Here is a 13801-nt window from a genome sequence, read left to right on the forward strand (position 1 = left end):
ATTTTATTATTTAAAAGTTGGAAAATAAAAACTAGAAAGTAAAGTATTGGTACTGAACAGTACAAATATAATGCGCAGCAAACCTTATCTAACAGCTAACTTTGTGAAATAATACACTTAAACTATCGGGTGCGTTAGTTGAACAAAAAAACAGTTAATAAACATAAAAAAATGGCTCGGTTCGTATGAATTGAGCCATTTAAATTTGTTACAAAATTGGGTGCAAATAAAGGTGCATATTAAGTTGATATTGCAACTTGGAATAACTATCCAAACTCATTATGGCGTTATTTTGAAACCATGCCATTCGCAAAAGATTCTAAGACATGGGAATCCGTGACAATGGGTGAAGGTCAATCACCTTTAATCGTTCTAGATCGTATGGAGCCAAATACGTATGTAAAAGTTGATTATATGATGCCTACATTATCCTTTAAAGATCGAGGAGCCGTTGTTTTGATGACAAAGGCAAAAGAATTAGGGGTATCAAAAGTAATTGCTGATAGTAGTGGTAATGCAGGAACGGCGATTGCAGCTTATGCAGCACGTTGTAACATTGCCTGTGATATATATCTAAGTGATGAAACTTCACCGAAAAAGATCGCTCAAATAAAAGCCCATGGAGCAACGATTAAAGAGATTCGTGGTACACGAGAGGACATTGCAGCTGCGGCACAAAAAGCAGTAGACGAAGAAAAAGTTTTTTACGCAAGTCATGTGTATAATCCTTATTTTTATGAAGGAACGAAAACATATGCCTATGAAATTTATGAACAATTAAATGGTGCGCCTGATGCTTTAATTATTCCGGTTGGAAACGGTACGCTTCTCTTAGGTGCGTACTATGGCTTTAAAGAGTTATTTGAAAATGAATTAATTGATAAAATACCGAAAATCGTTGCCATTCAAGCGGAGAACTGTGCGCCTCTTGTGAAAACTTACCAAACCGGGGAGGAATCAGCACAACCTGTTACGAATAGAGGTACTTTAGCGGAAGGGATAGCTATTGCTGCACCAGCGCGTTCCAAACAAATTTTAGAAGCTGTACGTAATACCAATGGTACGTTTATTGATATTAAAGAAGATGAGATTCTGAGTGCACGAGTTAAACTGAGTGAGAAAGGATTTTATGTGGAAGTGACATCAGCAGTAAACTATGCTGGCTACATCAAGTATAAAAAGGCACCAGAAGAAAAAATAATCATACCTCTTTGTGGTGCAGGTATTAAATCAAAATAACTGCGAGAATAACCTAGTGGTAGCCTACTATTTTTTGTGGATATTTTAATTTTCGTTGTTAGTACGGGTTTTAGAAGGATAAAATATTTAAGGTTATAGATTGTGAAGAATGCCACTTAAGTAACGGATGCTTTAGTTTAACAAGCAAAAAGTAGCAATCATAATCATTATCTTGATTTTTCACAATCGGGCCAGTTTGTTAAAGAGGAAAACTATTAAGCAATAGAGAAGAAATCTTAAGGAGATATAAGTGATAAATTTAGGAACATAGGAGGTATGGGATATGAAGATCCATCGAATAGATCATGTGGGGATAATCGTCAATGATCTTCCTGCTGCGAAAGCGTTTTTTCTTGACTTTGGTCTTGAAATGCTGGGGGAAGGAGAAGTGGAAGGCGAGTGGGTGGAGCGGATAATAGGGCTTCAAGACGTTAAAGAGGAAGTTGTCATGTTGCGAACGCCAGATGGTGACACGAATATAGAACTAGTAAAATTTCACTCGCCATCAGATGAAAATGGCATACAGCATCCTTTGGCAAATACTCTCGGTATCCGGCATATTGCTTTTGCTGTTGAAGATATAGAAGCCCTTGTTACCAAATTGAAAAAGAAAGGCGCAGGACTTATTGGTGAGATACAAAACTACGAAAACGCTTATAAATTATGCTACGTTCGTGGGCCAGAAGGAATTATTTTGGAATTGGCGGAGAAAATCAACTAATTAAGGGTGATTCATAGTAAAGGGTAACTTGTAATCAAAGTTGTTCAACAATACTGGATATATATTATTATTGTTTGAGATTGTAGAGAAATATTCTTAAGCGAAACGGGGTCATTTGTTCAATACAATCATAGACGAAATGATTTCTGAAGTTTATGTAGGTGAGCAAAAGGCAAAAATTTTTACGGTTGAAGGGGAAAAAAGGTTTCGGTATGCGATTAGCAACCAAGAGGATGTAACAGAGCCAAAATTAAAAGAGATATTTGAGTATAGCTTAATGCATATGTGCTGGGCTAAAGAAAAGATAACGGAAGAACAGATTAGAATAATGAACCATTATATGTACATAGATAAGAGGCTGGGTCAAAATAGTAGATAATTTTGACCCAGCCTCTATTTTTTTAATGAATTTAAGTGTCTAAACCTACACAGTTTTGCTTTACATTACAGTAGAGGAGGTTAGGCACCGTTTTCCCTTTAATTATGGCAAGAGACAGTAGATGCTTAAAATTATTGATAAGTTACTAGGACAATGAAGCTCTTTACACAATGACTTAGATTCATTAAGAAGCATTATATTCTTCAATGATCATCTCTCCACCTTCGTTTTTCCATTCATCTATTGCCTTATCAAATCCAGCTTCATCAATCTGCCCTAATATATATTTATAAGTCGCATCTGAAATAATATTATATAATCTATCACCTTGACTTGTCTGTGTTTCTGAATCAAGAGTCGTTGTTGGATCGTTAATTAAGTAGTTTTCATTATCTTTTACTAATTCATTCGATTCTGATCTTACTTCATAATCTGTAATTCCTTCATAACTTCCATTCGTTTCGGGCTCTCCTATTAAAATCGATGTGTATGGTCTTACCTCGGCATCTAATTTTTCCAGTTCCTTGGATGGCACAGCACCGCCATCTTCTACCGAATAGTGTTCGCCTTCAATACCCCATTGAGTTAAATTTGCTATTTCTGGCGTCATTAAAGCATCAAAAAATCCTAGTATTTTTCTTAATTTTTCTTCAGATTCGATTGAACTTTTAGGGAATAAAACTAAATTCCCATAACCAGGAATTGACCAAATCCCAAACTCACCATTCGGTCCTTCCACATAATTATTAACACCAAATTCCACTTCAGGATTTAATGCTACTGCATCATTATAAAGGGTCCCTACATATTGCATATTCCCTACAAATATACCAGCAGAACCATTTTTCATAAACGCAATTTGGTCAATACTACTTGTAACTGGGAAATCTTGATTAATGTATCCATTTTCATGCATTCTTTTAAAGTAGTCCATGGTATCTTTATATTCATCAAACATAAATTCTGGTAGTAGTTTTCCGTCTTTTTCGCCCCAATTATTAGGAACACCAAACCATGAAGCAACTGTCTTAAAGGCTCCGTAAACTAAATCGCCTCTGTCTGTCACACCAAAAGTATCATCTTTTCCATTTCCGTCAGGATCATCTTCTGTAAAGGCACGGGCCATTTCAAAAAATTCATCTGTAGTCGTTGGCTCGGATAAACCAAGATTGTCGGCCCAGTCTTTACGATAAATGTAACCTTGTCTAGATAATGGTCTACCTTGATACAAGGAATACAGTTTTCCATCAACGAGAGTATTATTTAAAACTGTTTCTTTCAACTTACTTAAATTTTCAAATTCATCCATGTATGTACTGATTTCCCAAAACTGCTCATCTCTTATAGCCTCTTTGTATTGTGAAAATGTATTCTGATTCTTTAAAAATACAGCATCTGGTAGTGTATTTGTTGCAAATACAGTACTTAAGCGTTCCTCATAATTGTTATCAGGAACCCACTGGATGTCTAATTTTGTATTTGTTTTTTCTTCGATCAACTTCAAAACTCTATCCTTTGGTACCGATGGGCTATATAAATTAGCCATTAGTGAAAATTGAAAAACCTCATTTTTATCTGAATTGCTTTCAATTGAAACGTTTTCATTTTGAGTATTAGCATTTGAGGCGCTTTCATTTGAACAACCAACAACAACTGCAAACAGAAATGAAATAAATACTACTAATGTGATTTTTCTTTTAAAATTTACCATCAATCATCCTCCTTAAATTTAATAAAATAATTGCTTAATTAAATGTTAAATTAATCTTATCATGTGAACCTTCACATTTTTTGTTCCCTTTCATTCTTTTCATTAACATTTTTTCAGTTTAGAAAACAAAACCAGCCTTTTGAGCATATGAAAGTAAATCAACTCCAATTTATCTTTTATTGTCTTCCCGAAATTGAGTAGGGGTGCGCCCGACTTCTTTTTTAAAGACGCGACAAAAATGTCCATGGTTTGCAAATCCAATATTTTTTGCAACATCATTTACTTTAATTTCTGTTTCCCGAAGTAGTCTCCTCGCTTCAATAATGCGTATAGTATTTAAATACTGAATTATTTTAAACCCGGTTCCTTTACTAAATAAACGGCTAAGATAATTTTCGCTCCAATGAAATGTTTGAGCAAGTCTAGACAAAGGCAAATTGCCCCTAAAATGTTCATGAATATATTTTATAATTGAAGAAATCAATTCACTATCTACACTTGTATTCTCCCTAGTTGTAGATAAGGATGCACTTTGTTGATAATACAACCGTTTACTAACAATGAGAAGTTGAGTCAATAAAGATTGAATATATAAAGAGCTATCCAGTTGATCGGTTACATATTCCTTTTGAATAGCTTTTAATAATTCGAGAAAAGGTTGTGTCTGGTCGTTTGGTACGTTAAGAATTGTTGGACCATTTTCAAATAAAAGATTTATTAAATAAGAAACTTCATTCGAAACGTAGGACTCATAGAAATTTAGCACAAAACGTTTATATTTAAATCCGGTTCCACATGTTTTGTGAAGAATATTTTTATTAATAAAGACTAAACTATTTTCATCAAGATTGTATTCTTGATGTTTAATAATATACTTTCGTTTTCCTTCGAGCAAAAAATAGATTTCATAATCATTATGTAAATGAAAAAGTTCCATTCCCTTCCGTGGTCCATTATTTTCAAAGTGAAAATAAAAGGAACGATCACGATGTGAAATACTGATTTGTTTAGTCAATTCATTTACCCCCTTTTATAGTAGTAATATCAGAAATGACTTGATATTGAGGACTGTGCCTCTTGGTTAAAGTGTCTTACTTCATCGAAATCTTACCTCTTCACTATTGCTTTTATTAAATATTTTTTATGTTAGTCACAATTGTACCATTCTCCTAAATGTAATTAATTCCTTCATAAAAAGGTGAAAAAGGAAGGGATTTATTAGGTATTCTTCCTTTAGAACCAAACTCAAAAAAGGAACCTAAAACACTGTTTTAGGTTCCTTGATATTTTTTAGTAAGCTCCGTAACCGCCAGACCAACTAGCACCGATAATTATGAGAAGAATAAAAAGCACTACAATTAACGCAAATCCTCCACCATAACCATATCCTGCTCCAGCTACTGCACCACTCATTTGAACAACTCCTTAATTTTTTTAGTGAAGATAACCTCACAATTACAATGTATGTTGATAAGAAACCTTTTGCTTGGATACGTACCCTAAATAGCCAAACAAAAGGAAATTAATGTTAAACTAAAGAGGTAGGTTTATTTAAGAAGATAGGTTAAAAAAGTTAAAGTAGATGATTATTGACGATTAATTGAAAGCAACAAATTTATATCCAACTATAAGTAGGGGAGAAAAATGAATGTTACAGCTTGAGTTATATAATGCTATCTGGTTATTTGTAGTAATATTTATGCTTCATGATTTTGAAGAAATAATAGCTGTTGAAAAGTGGGCGATGAAAAATGTAAGCAGAATAAAAGGTAACAGCAATTGGATAAGTAAACAAATTTGGCAATTTTGGAATGTTAATTCTTATTCCTTTGCAAAGAGAGATGTTTTTATATTCTTAACAATGTCTATCATTACCTTCATTAAAATCGAAAACTTAGAAAGTTCATGGAGTTCGATAATGTATCTATCATTTTTGATATTTGTATTAATACACAATGTAGCGCATGTTGTGCAAACATGGTTATTAAAAACATATACCCCTGGTCTTTATACAGCTATCTTTTTAGTAACTCCTTATACTATTTATTTGTTAAACAGATTAACATAATTAAGTGAGAATATAATTCGCAGCCTGTTGTACTAACTGGGGCTCCAATTTGTGGATAAATGGCAGAATTACTTAACAAAAAGTTCAAAAGGGGGATTGGGGATATGTTTGGTTTACTTAATCTTGGAAGTCTAGTGCTTGGACTAATGGCTTGGATACTTCCTATTGTTAATCTAACGAGAGATAACAAACAGGAAAATGAAAATTGGATTGCTCTATCGATTATAAGCATCAGTGCTTGCAGTATTTCGCTATGTTTCCAGATTTTTTATACCTATCATAAGGTAACGGTTGAAGATTGGGGTGCTCTTATGGACACAATGTATGCCGTGGCATTCGCTTCAGCAATACTTCTCATTGTAACTATAATATTAAATGCAATTACATTGAATGTATATCGTCACAGAACAGCAAATTAGGATGTAAATTCCTGTTTGTGAAAGGGTGCACTAAACTATAGTGAGAGTATCTACAATAAGCAAATACGCTGTGGGGGTGGTGTAAATCGTGATGCTTGAGTTGAATGAATACGGTGAGAATGCTTAATTATCATATAAGAATGGGGTAAGCTGACGAACTTCTGAATGTACGGACCTACACCTGCTATACATAGAGATGTGTATATCACCAAATTGTGAGGTTAGCAGTGGATGAGTAACCCTTACCTATCTGTATGAAGAAGGAAGAGTAGTTTTAGAGATTATTATTTGCCTTATTATCAACACAAAGATAAAAGGATTAAAATTTGATGGGAGAAAGTTTAATGTACATAAAAACAAAAAGGTTATTGATACGTGAATTTGAATTCAAAGATTGGGAAGCTGTTTATGAATACACATCAGATATTGACGTTATGAAATATATGCCAGAAGGGGTTTTTACTGAAGAAGATACAAAAAAGTTTGTAAATAAAAACATAGGTGATAATGCTGAGAAATTTCCTGTTGTCACAATAGACGGAAATAAAACTATCGGGCACATTGTTTTTCATAAATATTTCGGCGATCATACTTATGAAATCGGATGGATATTTAATCGAATCTACCAAAATAAAGGGTATGCATATGAAGCAGCTCAAGCCATTTTGGAATTTGGTTTTGAAAAAATGAACTTACATAGGATAATAGCTACATGTCAACCTGAGAATATTCCATCATATCGAGTTATGGAGAAGATTGGAATGAGAAGGGAAGGCTTTTTTAAAAAATGTATTCCAAATGGTAATGAATGGTGGGATGAGTATTATTACGCTATTTTGAAAGAGGAGTGGAAATGAGGAAATCGAATTTCAAACCCTCAATAATTGGAATGATATGTATTGGTGTGTCAATGTAATGTTAGCTATTGTTTTATATCAATACATGTCAAGTAGTGCTCTATTTATTACGCATATTTCATCTGCTGTACATTTCTTATTGTGTTAACGGCGTTTCTGGAGCCAGCAGAAACGCTTATTTTACTATTGTGGTAGTAGAGCTTAATTCTTTGAAATGACAAACGACATAATCTTAGCAACTATGTCGTTTATAACATTATGCCTTTCTCTTTTTTATGCGACCTATTCCAAGTTGTTTTGCTTCTTCGCGTAAAGCTTTCAATAGGCTGATGGTCATCAAAGCAATAATTATAGAGAATGGTAAAGCTGCTATTATCATCATATTTTGTAATGCTTGAAGACCGCCCGTGTATAGAAGCACAATGGCTATTGTAGAGAGCAAAATCCCCCATGTGAATTTTATTTTATTACCAGGTGAGTGTGAGCCATTTGTTGTCATCATACCTAATACATATGTTCCTGAGTCAGCAGATGTAATGAAAAATGACCCAATAAGCACTATTGCCGTAATCGATGTTACGAGAGGCAATGGATAATGCGACAAGACACCAAATAACGATTCAGCTGCAGAAAGGCTTGATATTTTAGTAATACCGTTATGTTCAAGTGAAATTGCGGAACCTCCGAAAGTTGAGAACCATAAAAAAACAACGATTGAAGGTATTAGTAGTACGAAAAAAACAAATTCCCTAATACTTCTTCCTTTAGAAACACGGGCAATAAAGATCCCAACAAATGGTGACCATGCAATCCACCAGGCCCAATAAAAAATTGTCCATCCAGTAATCCATCCACGAATGTCTTCGTTTAAAGGGGCAATTCTAAAACTCATCTGTGGTAATTTTTGAATATATGTCCCAATCGTATCAGTAAATAAATGTAGAATAAATAACGTTGGACCAAATACAAACATAAGTAAAAGTAAAGCACCGGCCAAAATCATATTAGTGTTGCTTAATATTTTTATTCCCTTACCTAATCCAGACCATGCCGATATTAAAAATAGAACTGTAACAAAGGCAATGATAATAAATTGCATCCAAATATTTGTAGATAGGTCAAATAAATATGCCAAACCCCCATTGATTTGAACTGCACCAAATCCGAGCGATGTTGCCACACCAAGAACAGTTGCTAATACAGAAAAGGTGTCAATCCCTTTTCCTATCATGCCGTTCACCTTATTACCGAAAATCGGGTGTAAAGTTGCACTGATTAAACTTAATTTATTATGTCTAAAATGAAAATAGGCAATGGAAAGAGCCACTATGGCGTAAATACTCCAAGCATGAATCCCCCAATGAAAAAAAGTAAATCTAAGTGCATCCTTTATAGCTTGATTGGTACCAACTTCACCAGTAGGAGAACTAATGGCATAATGGCTGATTGGTTCTGACGTTCCATAAAAAACAATCCCTATCCCCATTCCAGCACTAAATAACATTGCGATCCAAGTGGTTCTAGAAAATTCCGGCTTTTCATCTTGGTTTCCGAGCTTAATTCTTCCAACAGGTGAAATTAATAAATATAGACAAATAACAAGAATAATCGTGACTAGGATTAGATAATACCATCCAAATATATCCGAAATAAAAGCTTGAATAGTTAAAGTGATCTTCTCTAATATATTAGGAATAATAATTCCAGTTAGAACAAGCAAGGTAAGTATAAATATGGAAATGTAAAATACTAAATAACGTGGTTTCATTACAGGACCCCCTATTTGTAAAACGATATAGATTAGTGTTTTCTTTTTTACAGATATTCATGTAAAAGTAGCTAATCTTTAACCTGATTTTTTTAGATAATATCTTTTATCACGTGATTAAAGAGGGAGAGCTGACTATATTGTGTTAGCAAATGACAAGGGGTAGAAATAAAAAACCTTGTTAAACTAAACCAGCTAATAGTTGGTCAACATTTTCTTTTATTTCGTACAATAATCTTGTTAGTTGTTTTCTGCTTACGAGAGTCTCGTATCCCACATGGAATAGCCATAAATAAGGCATGTCCTAGTCTGGAAGAGGTTGAAACACTTTTTACGTTCCGTATGAAAAGAGAATCTCCAACGAGAGGATGGGAGCGAACGAATACCTGGAAAGCTTAGCGATTAATAAAATAATGAGGGTCTGACCTCAACTAGTTAGCATATAACATGGCTAGAATTCGTTTGAAAATAGCCGTAGATTATGCACTGGGGTCAGACACTCTATTTAGTGTAAATAATTTATTCAATTTTAATTTCTATAGGTAGTTTATTCGGTGCACTAGGTATATTTCTTTGACTGGACTCAATCGCCTCAGACGAGTGGATTAAGACGATCATTTGTCCGCCATAAATTTTAGATTGGATTAGAATAGGTTGGTTTAGCTTATTACGAAAGACAAAATCTGGTCCATACCAGCTCACTGTTGCATCTCGCCCGCGAGGAACGTAAGGAACACGTCTACTATGAGAATACCGCTGAACTATTTCCAAACCAGCATAATCAACAGCATTGTACAAAGTGGAGGACACTTGGCAGATGCCACCGCCAATTCCTTCTGATAACTCGCCTCTGACAATCACCGGAGCAGGTAAATACCCTCTTTCCTTTGTTCTCTTCCCAACAATTTTGTTAAAGGAAAAGACTTCTCCAGGAAAGACAACTTGGTTATTAATGGCTTCTGATGCAAGAGAAATATTATGAGAGCGTTGCTTATTGCGACTATTAAAGTACGTTACATATTGTCCAATTCGCTTCATACGAATTTCTGCTAACAGTTCACTATCCACTCGAGGGGGTAAGGGCTGCTGCGGAACTTCAATCTCGCTATGTCCTCGTCCATAATAATAACGATAAAAGAAATGTTTAAATTTTTGACGATTAAGCTTATAACCTACTTGCTCAGAGACGATATTTCCATATTTATCTAGCTTAGCATTCACTGGGGCTTGATAAGTTTGTTGATCAATTTGCTGTAGAAATTGATCATATTTATCTATATCAATCATTTCCTTACCGATTACGTCTGCTATAAATTCTGATCTGTGAACACTGGCAATGGTCTTACCATCATGGATGACAGTAAAATCATCAGATATCTCAATAAAAGGAAAAAAGAGCATGAGCATTGTTAAAGCAATCTGTACCATTAGCTGTCTCACCTCCTCCTATTATTATGAGTAAGGAGGGAGCCTTTCATGTGAAAAAGTCCAAAGTAAGTACAAAAAAAACAATAAAGGCTGAATCTAAATGTTGATAAATGAGATTTTCACCATCTTTTTTAAAGCCACTCAAGCTTAATATAAACTTTATATTTCACAGAAAAAGGCATTGACGTTCGATCTTGACGTTCTTTATTTATAGAAAAAAATTTTAGGGTTGTAAATTAGAGAGAGAATGAATATAATGGTATTAAAAGTTGCCTTAAGGAAAAACAAATTCTTCTGTACAAGTTTGTTTTATTAACGCAATTGCATGTTTTGATTTTAGGTATCCTAAGAGAACAATTTTTTTTATTATAAAGTTGCCTTAAGGAAAGATTGTGTGCTTCATGCTAATCATTTACCGATTTTAAGGAGGGGAAGACAATGAGCGACATCTTAACAGTTCAAGATTTATATGTTTCCTATCACGGGAATGAAGCAGTAAAAAATATATCATTCTCTACAAAGGCAGGGCAAATTGTTGGAATCATTGGTCCAAATGGAGCGGGGAAATCGACGTTATTAAAGTCATTGTTGAATTTAATTCCTAGAGATAAGGGGGAAATAAAAATTGCAGGCAGATCAATTGATGAAATGAGGAAAAAAATTGCCTATGTTCCTCAACGTAGCAATATTGATTGGGATTTCCCAATTACCGTAATTGATACGGTCGTAATTGGGACATATCCGAACCTTGGTTTATTTAAGCGTCCAAAGAGACGCGAAAAAGAGTGGGCTTACGAATGTTTAAAGAAGGTGGGGATGGAAGAGTTCAGTCAGCGTCAAATTGGGGAGTTATCCGGGGGGCAGCAGCAGAGAGTTTTTGTTGCAAGGGCATTAGCACAAAAGCCGGAATTCTTTTTTCTTGACGAGCCTTTTGTCGGGATCGATGTGTCAAGTGAGGAAACGATCATTAACATTTTACGTGAGCAGAAAAACTTAGGGAAAACCGTATTAGTCGTCCATCATGATTTAAGCAAAGCGCATTCATACTTTGATGAATTGCTGTTGCTGAATCAGGAACTAGTTAAGTATGGGACTGTGGCTGAGGTATGTCGACCAGAAGTAATAAAGAAAGCCTATCAGGGACAATTATCCTTTTTAGATGAAATGGGGATGACAGTGTCATGAGTGTGATCGCTTTCTACGAATCTATTTTACAATATGAGTTTTTGCAACGAGCATTGATTACATCTATTATGGTGGGAATCGTTTGTGGTGTGATCGGTTGTTTTATCATTTTGCGAGGAATGTCTTTGATGGGAGATGCGATTTCACATGCTGTTCTTCCGGGGGTTGCCCTCTCTTACATGCTGGGGATTAATATCTTTTATGGTGCTGTTCTCACGGGATTAGTTGTCGCAATTTCGATTGGATATATTAGTCAGAATAGCCGAATTAAAGATGATACATCGATTGGGATTATGTTTACAGCCGCCTTTGCGATAGGGATTATCCTGATTACTCTTATGCAAAGTAGTGCTGATTTGTATCATATCTTATTCGGAAACGTGCTTGCCGTCCCAATCTCAGAGGTGTGGATGACGTTTGTTGTGACAGTCATTGTGTTACTTTGTGTCTATTTATTTTTCAAAGAATTACTTGTCACTACATTTGATCCTACGATGTCGGCAGCTTATGGCTTACCTAATAAACTCATTCATTATGTATTAATGACACTTTTAACGATGTCAACGGTAGCCTCTTTGCAAACGGTGGGAATCGTTCTTGTAGTCGCCATGTTAATTACGCCCGCAGCAACTGCCTATCTGCTGACAAATCGGCTATGGCTTATGGTCTTTTTAGCAGCAGGCTTGGGCGTTACTGCATCAATTATTGGGCTTTATTATAGCTTTACGTATAATTTAGCTTCAGGCCCGGCTATTGTTGTGGTAGCAAGCTTGATGTTTGCAATCGCCTTTTTCTTCTCTCCTAAACAAGGACTGTTATGGCGAACGTTACGCACTCAGAAGAAGAAAAAGTTACTTATAAAAAATTAAAACATAAACAACAAGAAAGAAGGAGAGAAAATGATGAGAAAACAATTATTATCCAGTATGACATTCCTTTTACTTTTTTTACTTGGAGCGTGTGGAAGTGAACAAACTAGTCAAGAACAAGGTGAAGCTGATCAATTGAAAGTTGTCACAACCTATTCCATCATCTATGACATAGCCAAAAATGTAGCAGGAGAGCAAGCGGAAATTTATAATTTAGCTCCTATCGGTTCTAATCCGCACGAATATGACCCATTACCAGAAGATGTAAAGAAAACAACGGATGCAGATGTTGTATTTTATAATGGATTAAACTTAGAGGAAGGAAATAGTTGGTTTAGTAAACTAACTGAGGTTGCAGGGAAAGGTGATGCGGAAGCACCTGTTTATCGTGTAAGTGAAGGTGTAAATCCTATATTGTTAGAGTCTAAAGGGTTAGAGGAAGAAACGGATCCACATGCTTGGCTCGATTTACGCAATGGAATGACTTATGCTGAAAATATCCGCGATGCCTTAATTGAAGTAGATCCAGAAAATGAAAGTTTTTACACGGAAAATGCGGAAACCTATATTAACGAGCTAAAAGAATTGCATGAAAAAACAATTGAAAAAATAGCGACTATCGATGAAGAGAAACGTTTTCTAATTACAAGTGAAGGGGCTTTTAAATATTTTGGAGAGGCTTACGGGATCGAGACGGGATACATTTGGGAAATTAATTCTGAAAATCAAGGTTCTCCACAAGAAATACGTGCTGTAATTGATCTTATTCGTGATAAGGAAGTAACTGCTTTGTTTGTCGAAACGAGTATTGATCGTCGTAGTATGGAAACAGTATCTGGAGAAACTGGTGTACCGATTGTAGGAACGGTTTATACCGATTCTTTAGGGAAAGAAGGGACAGATGGGGATACCTATATAAAAATGATGGAATCTAATATTAATGTGATTATTGATGGATTGAATAAGGAGTAAATACCATATAACTCCCTTAAATTGCTCTAAAAAGATATCACGAAAAAGCACACCCTAGCGTAAGGTGTGTTTTTTTGATGTCTAGTTTCGTTATCGCTTTGGGTGCAGTGGTAACCAAGGATGGACAGATAATGTAGTAGGGATGGGAATCCTGCGAAAATAATTAAGCGAATCGAAGAATAGAT

13 protein-coding genes and 1 pseudogene are annotated in these 13801 nt (G+C 35.1%); 9 read left to right on the plus strand and 5 right to left on the minus strand.

Annotation, left to right across the window (positions count from 1 at the left end; genetic code table 11):
- Positions 1 to 243: 243 nt before the first annotated feature.
- From CEF19_RS19555 to CEF19_RS19565, 3 genes and pseudogenes are all read left to right on the plus strand, one after another.
- A pseudogene (locus tag CEF19_RS19555) lies at positions 244 to 1239 on the plus strand (threonine synthase); the annotation flags it as partial.
- A 283-nt stretch (positions 1240 to 1522) separates the two neighbouring features.
- Positions 1523 to 1960 carry a VOC family protein gene (locus CEF19_RS19560; RefSeq protein WP_100407618.1) on the plus strand — a complete coding sequence of 146 codons (438 nt, stop codon included), beginning with the start codon at positions 1523 to 1525 and terminating at the stop codon, positions 1958 to 1960.
- A 115-nt stretch (positions 1961 to 2075) separates the two neighbouring features.
- Positions 2076 to 2339, plus strand: a complete 264-nt coding sequence (locus CEF19_RS19565) for a hypothetical protein (protein WP_100407619.1) — start codon at positions 2076 to 2078, stop codon at positions 2337 to 2339.
- 184 nt (positions 2340 to 2523) lie between these two features.
- Here CEF19_RS19565 and CEF19_RS19570 read toward each other — a convergent pair whose 3' ends face one another.
- The 3 genes from CEF19_RS19570 to CEF19_RS19580 all read right to left on the minus strand — a co-directional run bounded on the left by CEF19_RS19570 (position 2524) and on the right by CEF19_RS19580 (position 5463).
- Positions 2524 to 4050 (minus strand): extracellular solute-binding protein, encoded by a 1527-nt coding sequence (locus CEF19_RS19570; protein WP_100407620.1) that lies wholly within the window; start codon positions 4048 to 4050, stop codon positions 2524 to 2526.
- Between the two features lie 169 nt (positions 4051 to 4219).
- On the minus strand, positions 4220 to 5065 hold the full coding sequence (locus tag CEF19_RS19575; RefSeq protein WP_100407621.1) for an AraC family transcriptional regulator: 846 nt from the start codon (positions 5063 to 5065) through the stop codon (positions 4220 to 4222).
- A 275-nt stretch (positions 5066 to 5340) separates the two neighbouring features.
- A complete protein-coding gene (locus CEF19_RS19580; protein ID WP_100407622.1) occupies positions 5341 to 5463 on the minus strand; it encodes a YjcZ family sporulation protein in 123 nt (40 codons plus the stop codon).
- A 235-nt stretch (positions 5464 to 5698) separates the two neighbouring features.
- Here CEF19_RS19580 and CEF19_RS19585 point away from each other — a divergent pair, with 235 nt between their 5' ends.
- From CEF19_RS19585 to CEF19_RS19595, 3 genes are all read left to right on the plus strand, one after another.
- A complete protein-coding gene (locus CEF19_RS19585) occupies positions 5699 to 6118 on the plus strand; it encodes an HXXEE domain-containing protein (RefSeq protein WP_100407623.1) in 420 nt (139 codons plus the stop codon).
- A gap of 104 nt (positions 6119 to 6222) precedes the next feature.
- Positions 6223 to 6537, plus strand: a complete 315-nt coding sequence (locus CEF19_RS19590; RefSeq protein ID WP_100407624.1) for a hypothetical protein — start codon at positions 6223 to 6225, stop codon at positions 6535 to 6537.
- A gap of 344 nt (positions 6538 to 6881) precedes the next feature.
- Positions 6882 to 7394, plus strand: coding sequence for a GNAT family N-acetyltransferase (locus tag CEF19_RS19595; RefSeq protein ID WP_100407625.1), 513 nt, complete (start codon positions 6882 to 6884; stop codon positions 7392 to 7394).
- Positions 7395 to 7650: 256 nt separating this feature from the next.
- Here CEF19_RS19595 and CEF19_RS19600 read toward each other — a convergent pair whose 3' ends face one another.
- Together CEF19_RS19600 and CEF19_RS19605 are read right to left on the minus strand one after the other, a co-directional pair.
- Positions 7651 to 9162, minus strand: a complete 1512-nt coding sequence (locus CEF19_RS19600; RefSeq protein ID WP_100407626.1) for a glycine betaine uptake BCCT transporter — start codon at positions 9160 to 9162, stop codon at positions 7651 to 7653.
- A gap of 519 nt (positions 9163 to 9681) precedes the next feature.
- The gene (locus CEF19_RS19605) at positions 9682 to 10590 is read right to left on the minus strand and encodes a VanW family protein (RefSeq protein WP_100407627.1); all 909 of its coding nucleotides are present in this window, start codon (positions 10588 to 10590) and stop codon (positions 9682 to 9684) included.
- 438 nt (positions 10591 to 11028) lie between these two features.
- On the opposite strand from CEF19_RS19605, the gene CEF19_RS19610 reads away from it, so the two are divergent.
- From CEF19_RS19610 to CEF19_RS19620, 3 genes are read left to right on the plus strand one after another with little or no spacing between them, the layout of a single operon-like run.
- A complete protein-coding gene (locus CEF19_RS19610) occupies positions 11029 to 11775 on the plus strand; it encodes a metal ABC transporter ATP-binding protein (protein WP_100407628.1) in 747 nt (248 codons plus the stop codon).
- Entirely contained in the window at positions 11772 to 12644 is an 873-nt protein-coding gene (locus tag CEF19_RS19615) for a metal ABC transporter permease (RefSeq protein ID WP_100407629.1), read from the plus strand. Before CEF19_RS19610 ends, CEF19_RS19615 begins: the two co-directional genes overlap by 4 nt.
- A gap of 30 nt (positions 12645 to 12674) precedes the next feature.
- Positions 12675 to 13616 (plus strand): metal ABC transporter substrate-binding protein, encoded by a 942-nt coding sequence (locus tag CEF19_RS19620; protein ID WP_100407630.1) that lies wholly within the window; start codon positions 12675 to 12677, stop codon positions 13614 to 13616.
- Positions 13617 to 13801: the final 185 nt, after the last annotated feature.

Origin of the sequence: Bacillus solitudinis (assembly GCF_002797395.1) — a bacterium.
Lineage (GTDB): Bacteria > Bacillota > Bacilli > Bacillales > Bacillaceae_D > Halalkalibacter_A > Halalkalibacter_A solitudinis.

Coding starts and splice junctions, on each gene's coding strand:
- CEF19_RS19580 (WP_100407622.1), bottom strand. CDS start 5,463: ATGAGTGGTGCAGTAGCTGGAGCAGGATATGGTTATGGTGGAGGATTT.
- CEF19_RS19605 (WP_100407627.1), bottom strand. CDS start 10,590: ATGGTACAGATTGCTTTAACAATGCTCATGCTCTTTTTTCCTTTTATT.
- CEF19_RS19600 (WP_100407626.1), bottom strand. CDS start 9,162: ATGAAACCACGTTATTTAGTATTTTACATTTCCATATTTATACTTACC.
- CEF19_RS19590 (WP_100407624.1), top strand. CDS start 6,223: ATGTTTGGTTTACTTAATCTTGGAAGTCTAGTGCTTGGACTAATGGCT.
- CEF19_RS19560 (WP_100407618.1), top strand. CDS start 1,523: ATGAAGATCCATCGAATAGATCATGTGGGGATAATCGTCAATGATCTT.
- CEF19_RS19595 (WP_100407625.1), top strand. CDS start 6,882: ATGTACATAAAAACAAAAAGGTTATTGATACGTGAATTTGAATTCAAA.
- CEF19_RS19585 (WP_100407623.1), top strand. CDS start 5,699: ATGTTACAGCTTGAGTTATATAATGCTATCTGGTTATTTGTAGTAATA.
- CEF19_RS19570 (WP_100407620.1), bottom strand. CDS start 4,050: ATGGTAAATTTTAAAAGAAAAATCACATTAGTAGTATTTATTTCATTT.
- CEF19_RS19610 (WP_100407628.1), top strand. CDS start 11,029: ATGAGCGACATCTTAACAGTTCAAGATTTATATGTTTCCTATCACGGG.
- CEF19_RS19615 (WP_100407629.1), top strand. CDS start 11,772: ATGAGTGTGATCGCTTTCTACGAATCTATTTTACAATATGAGTTTTTG.
- CEF19_RS19620 (WP_100407630.1), top strand. CDS start 12,675: ATGATGAGAAAACAATTATTATCCAGTATGACATTCCTTTTACTTTTT.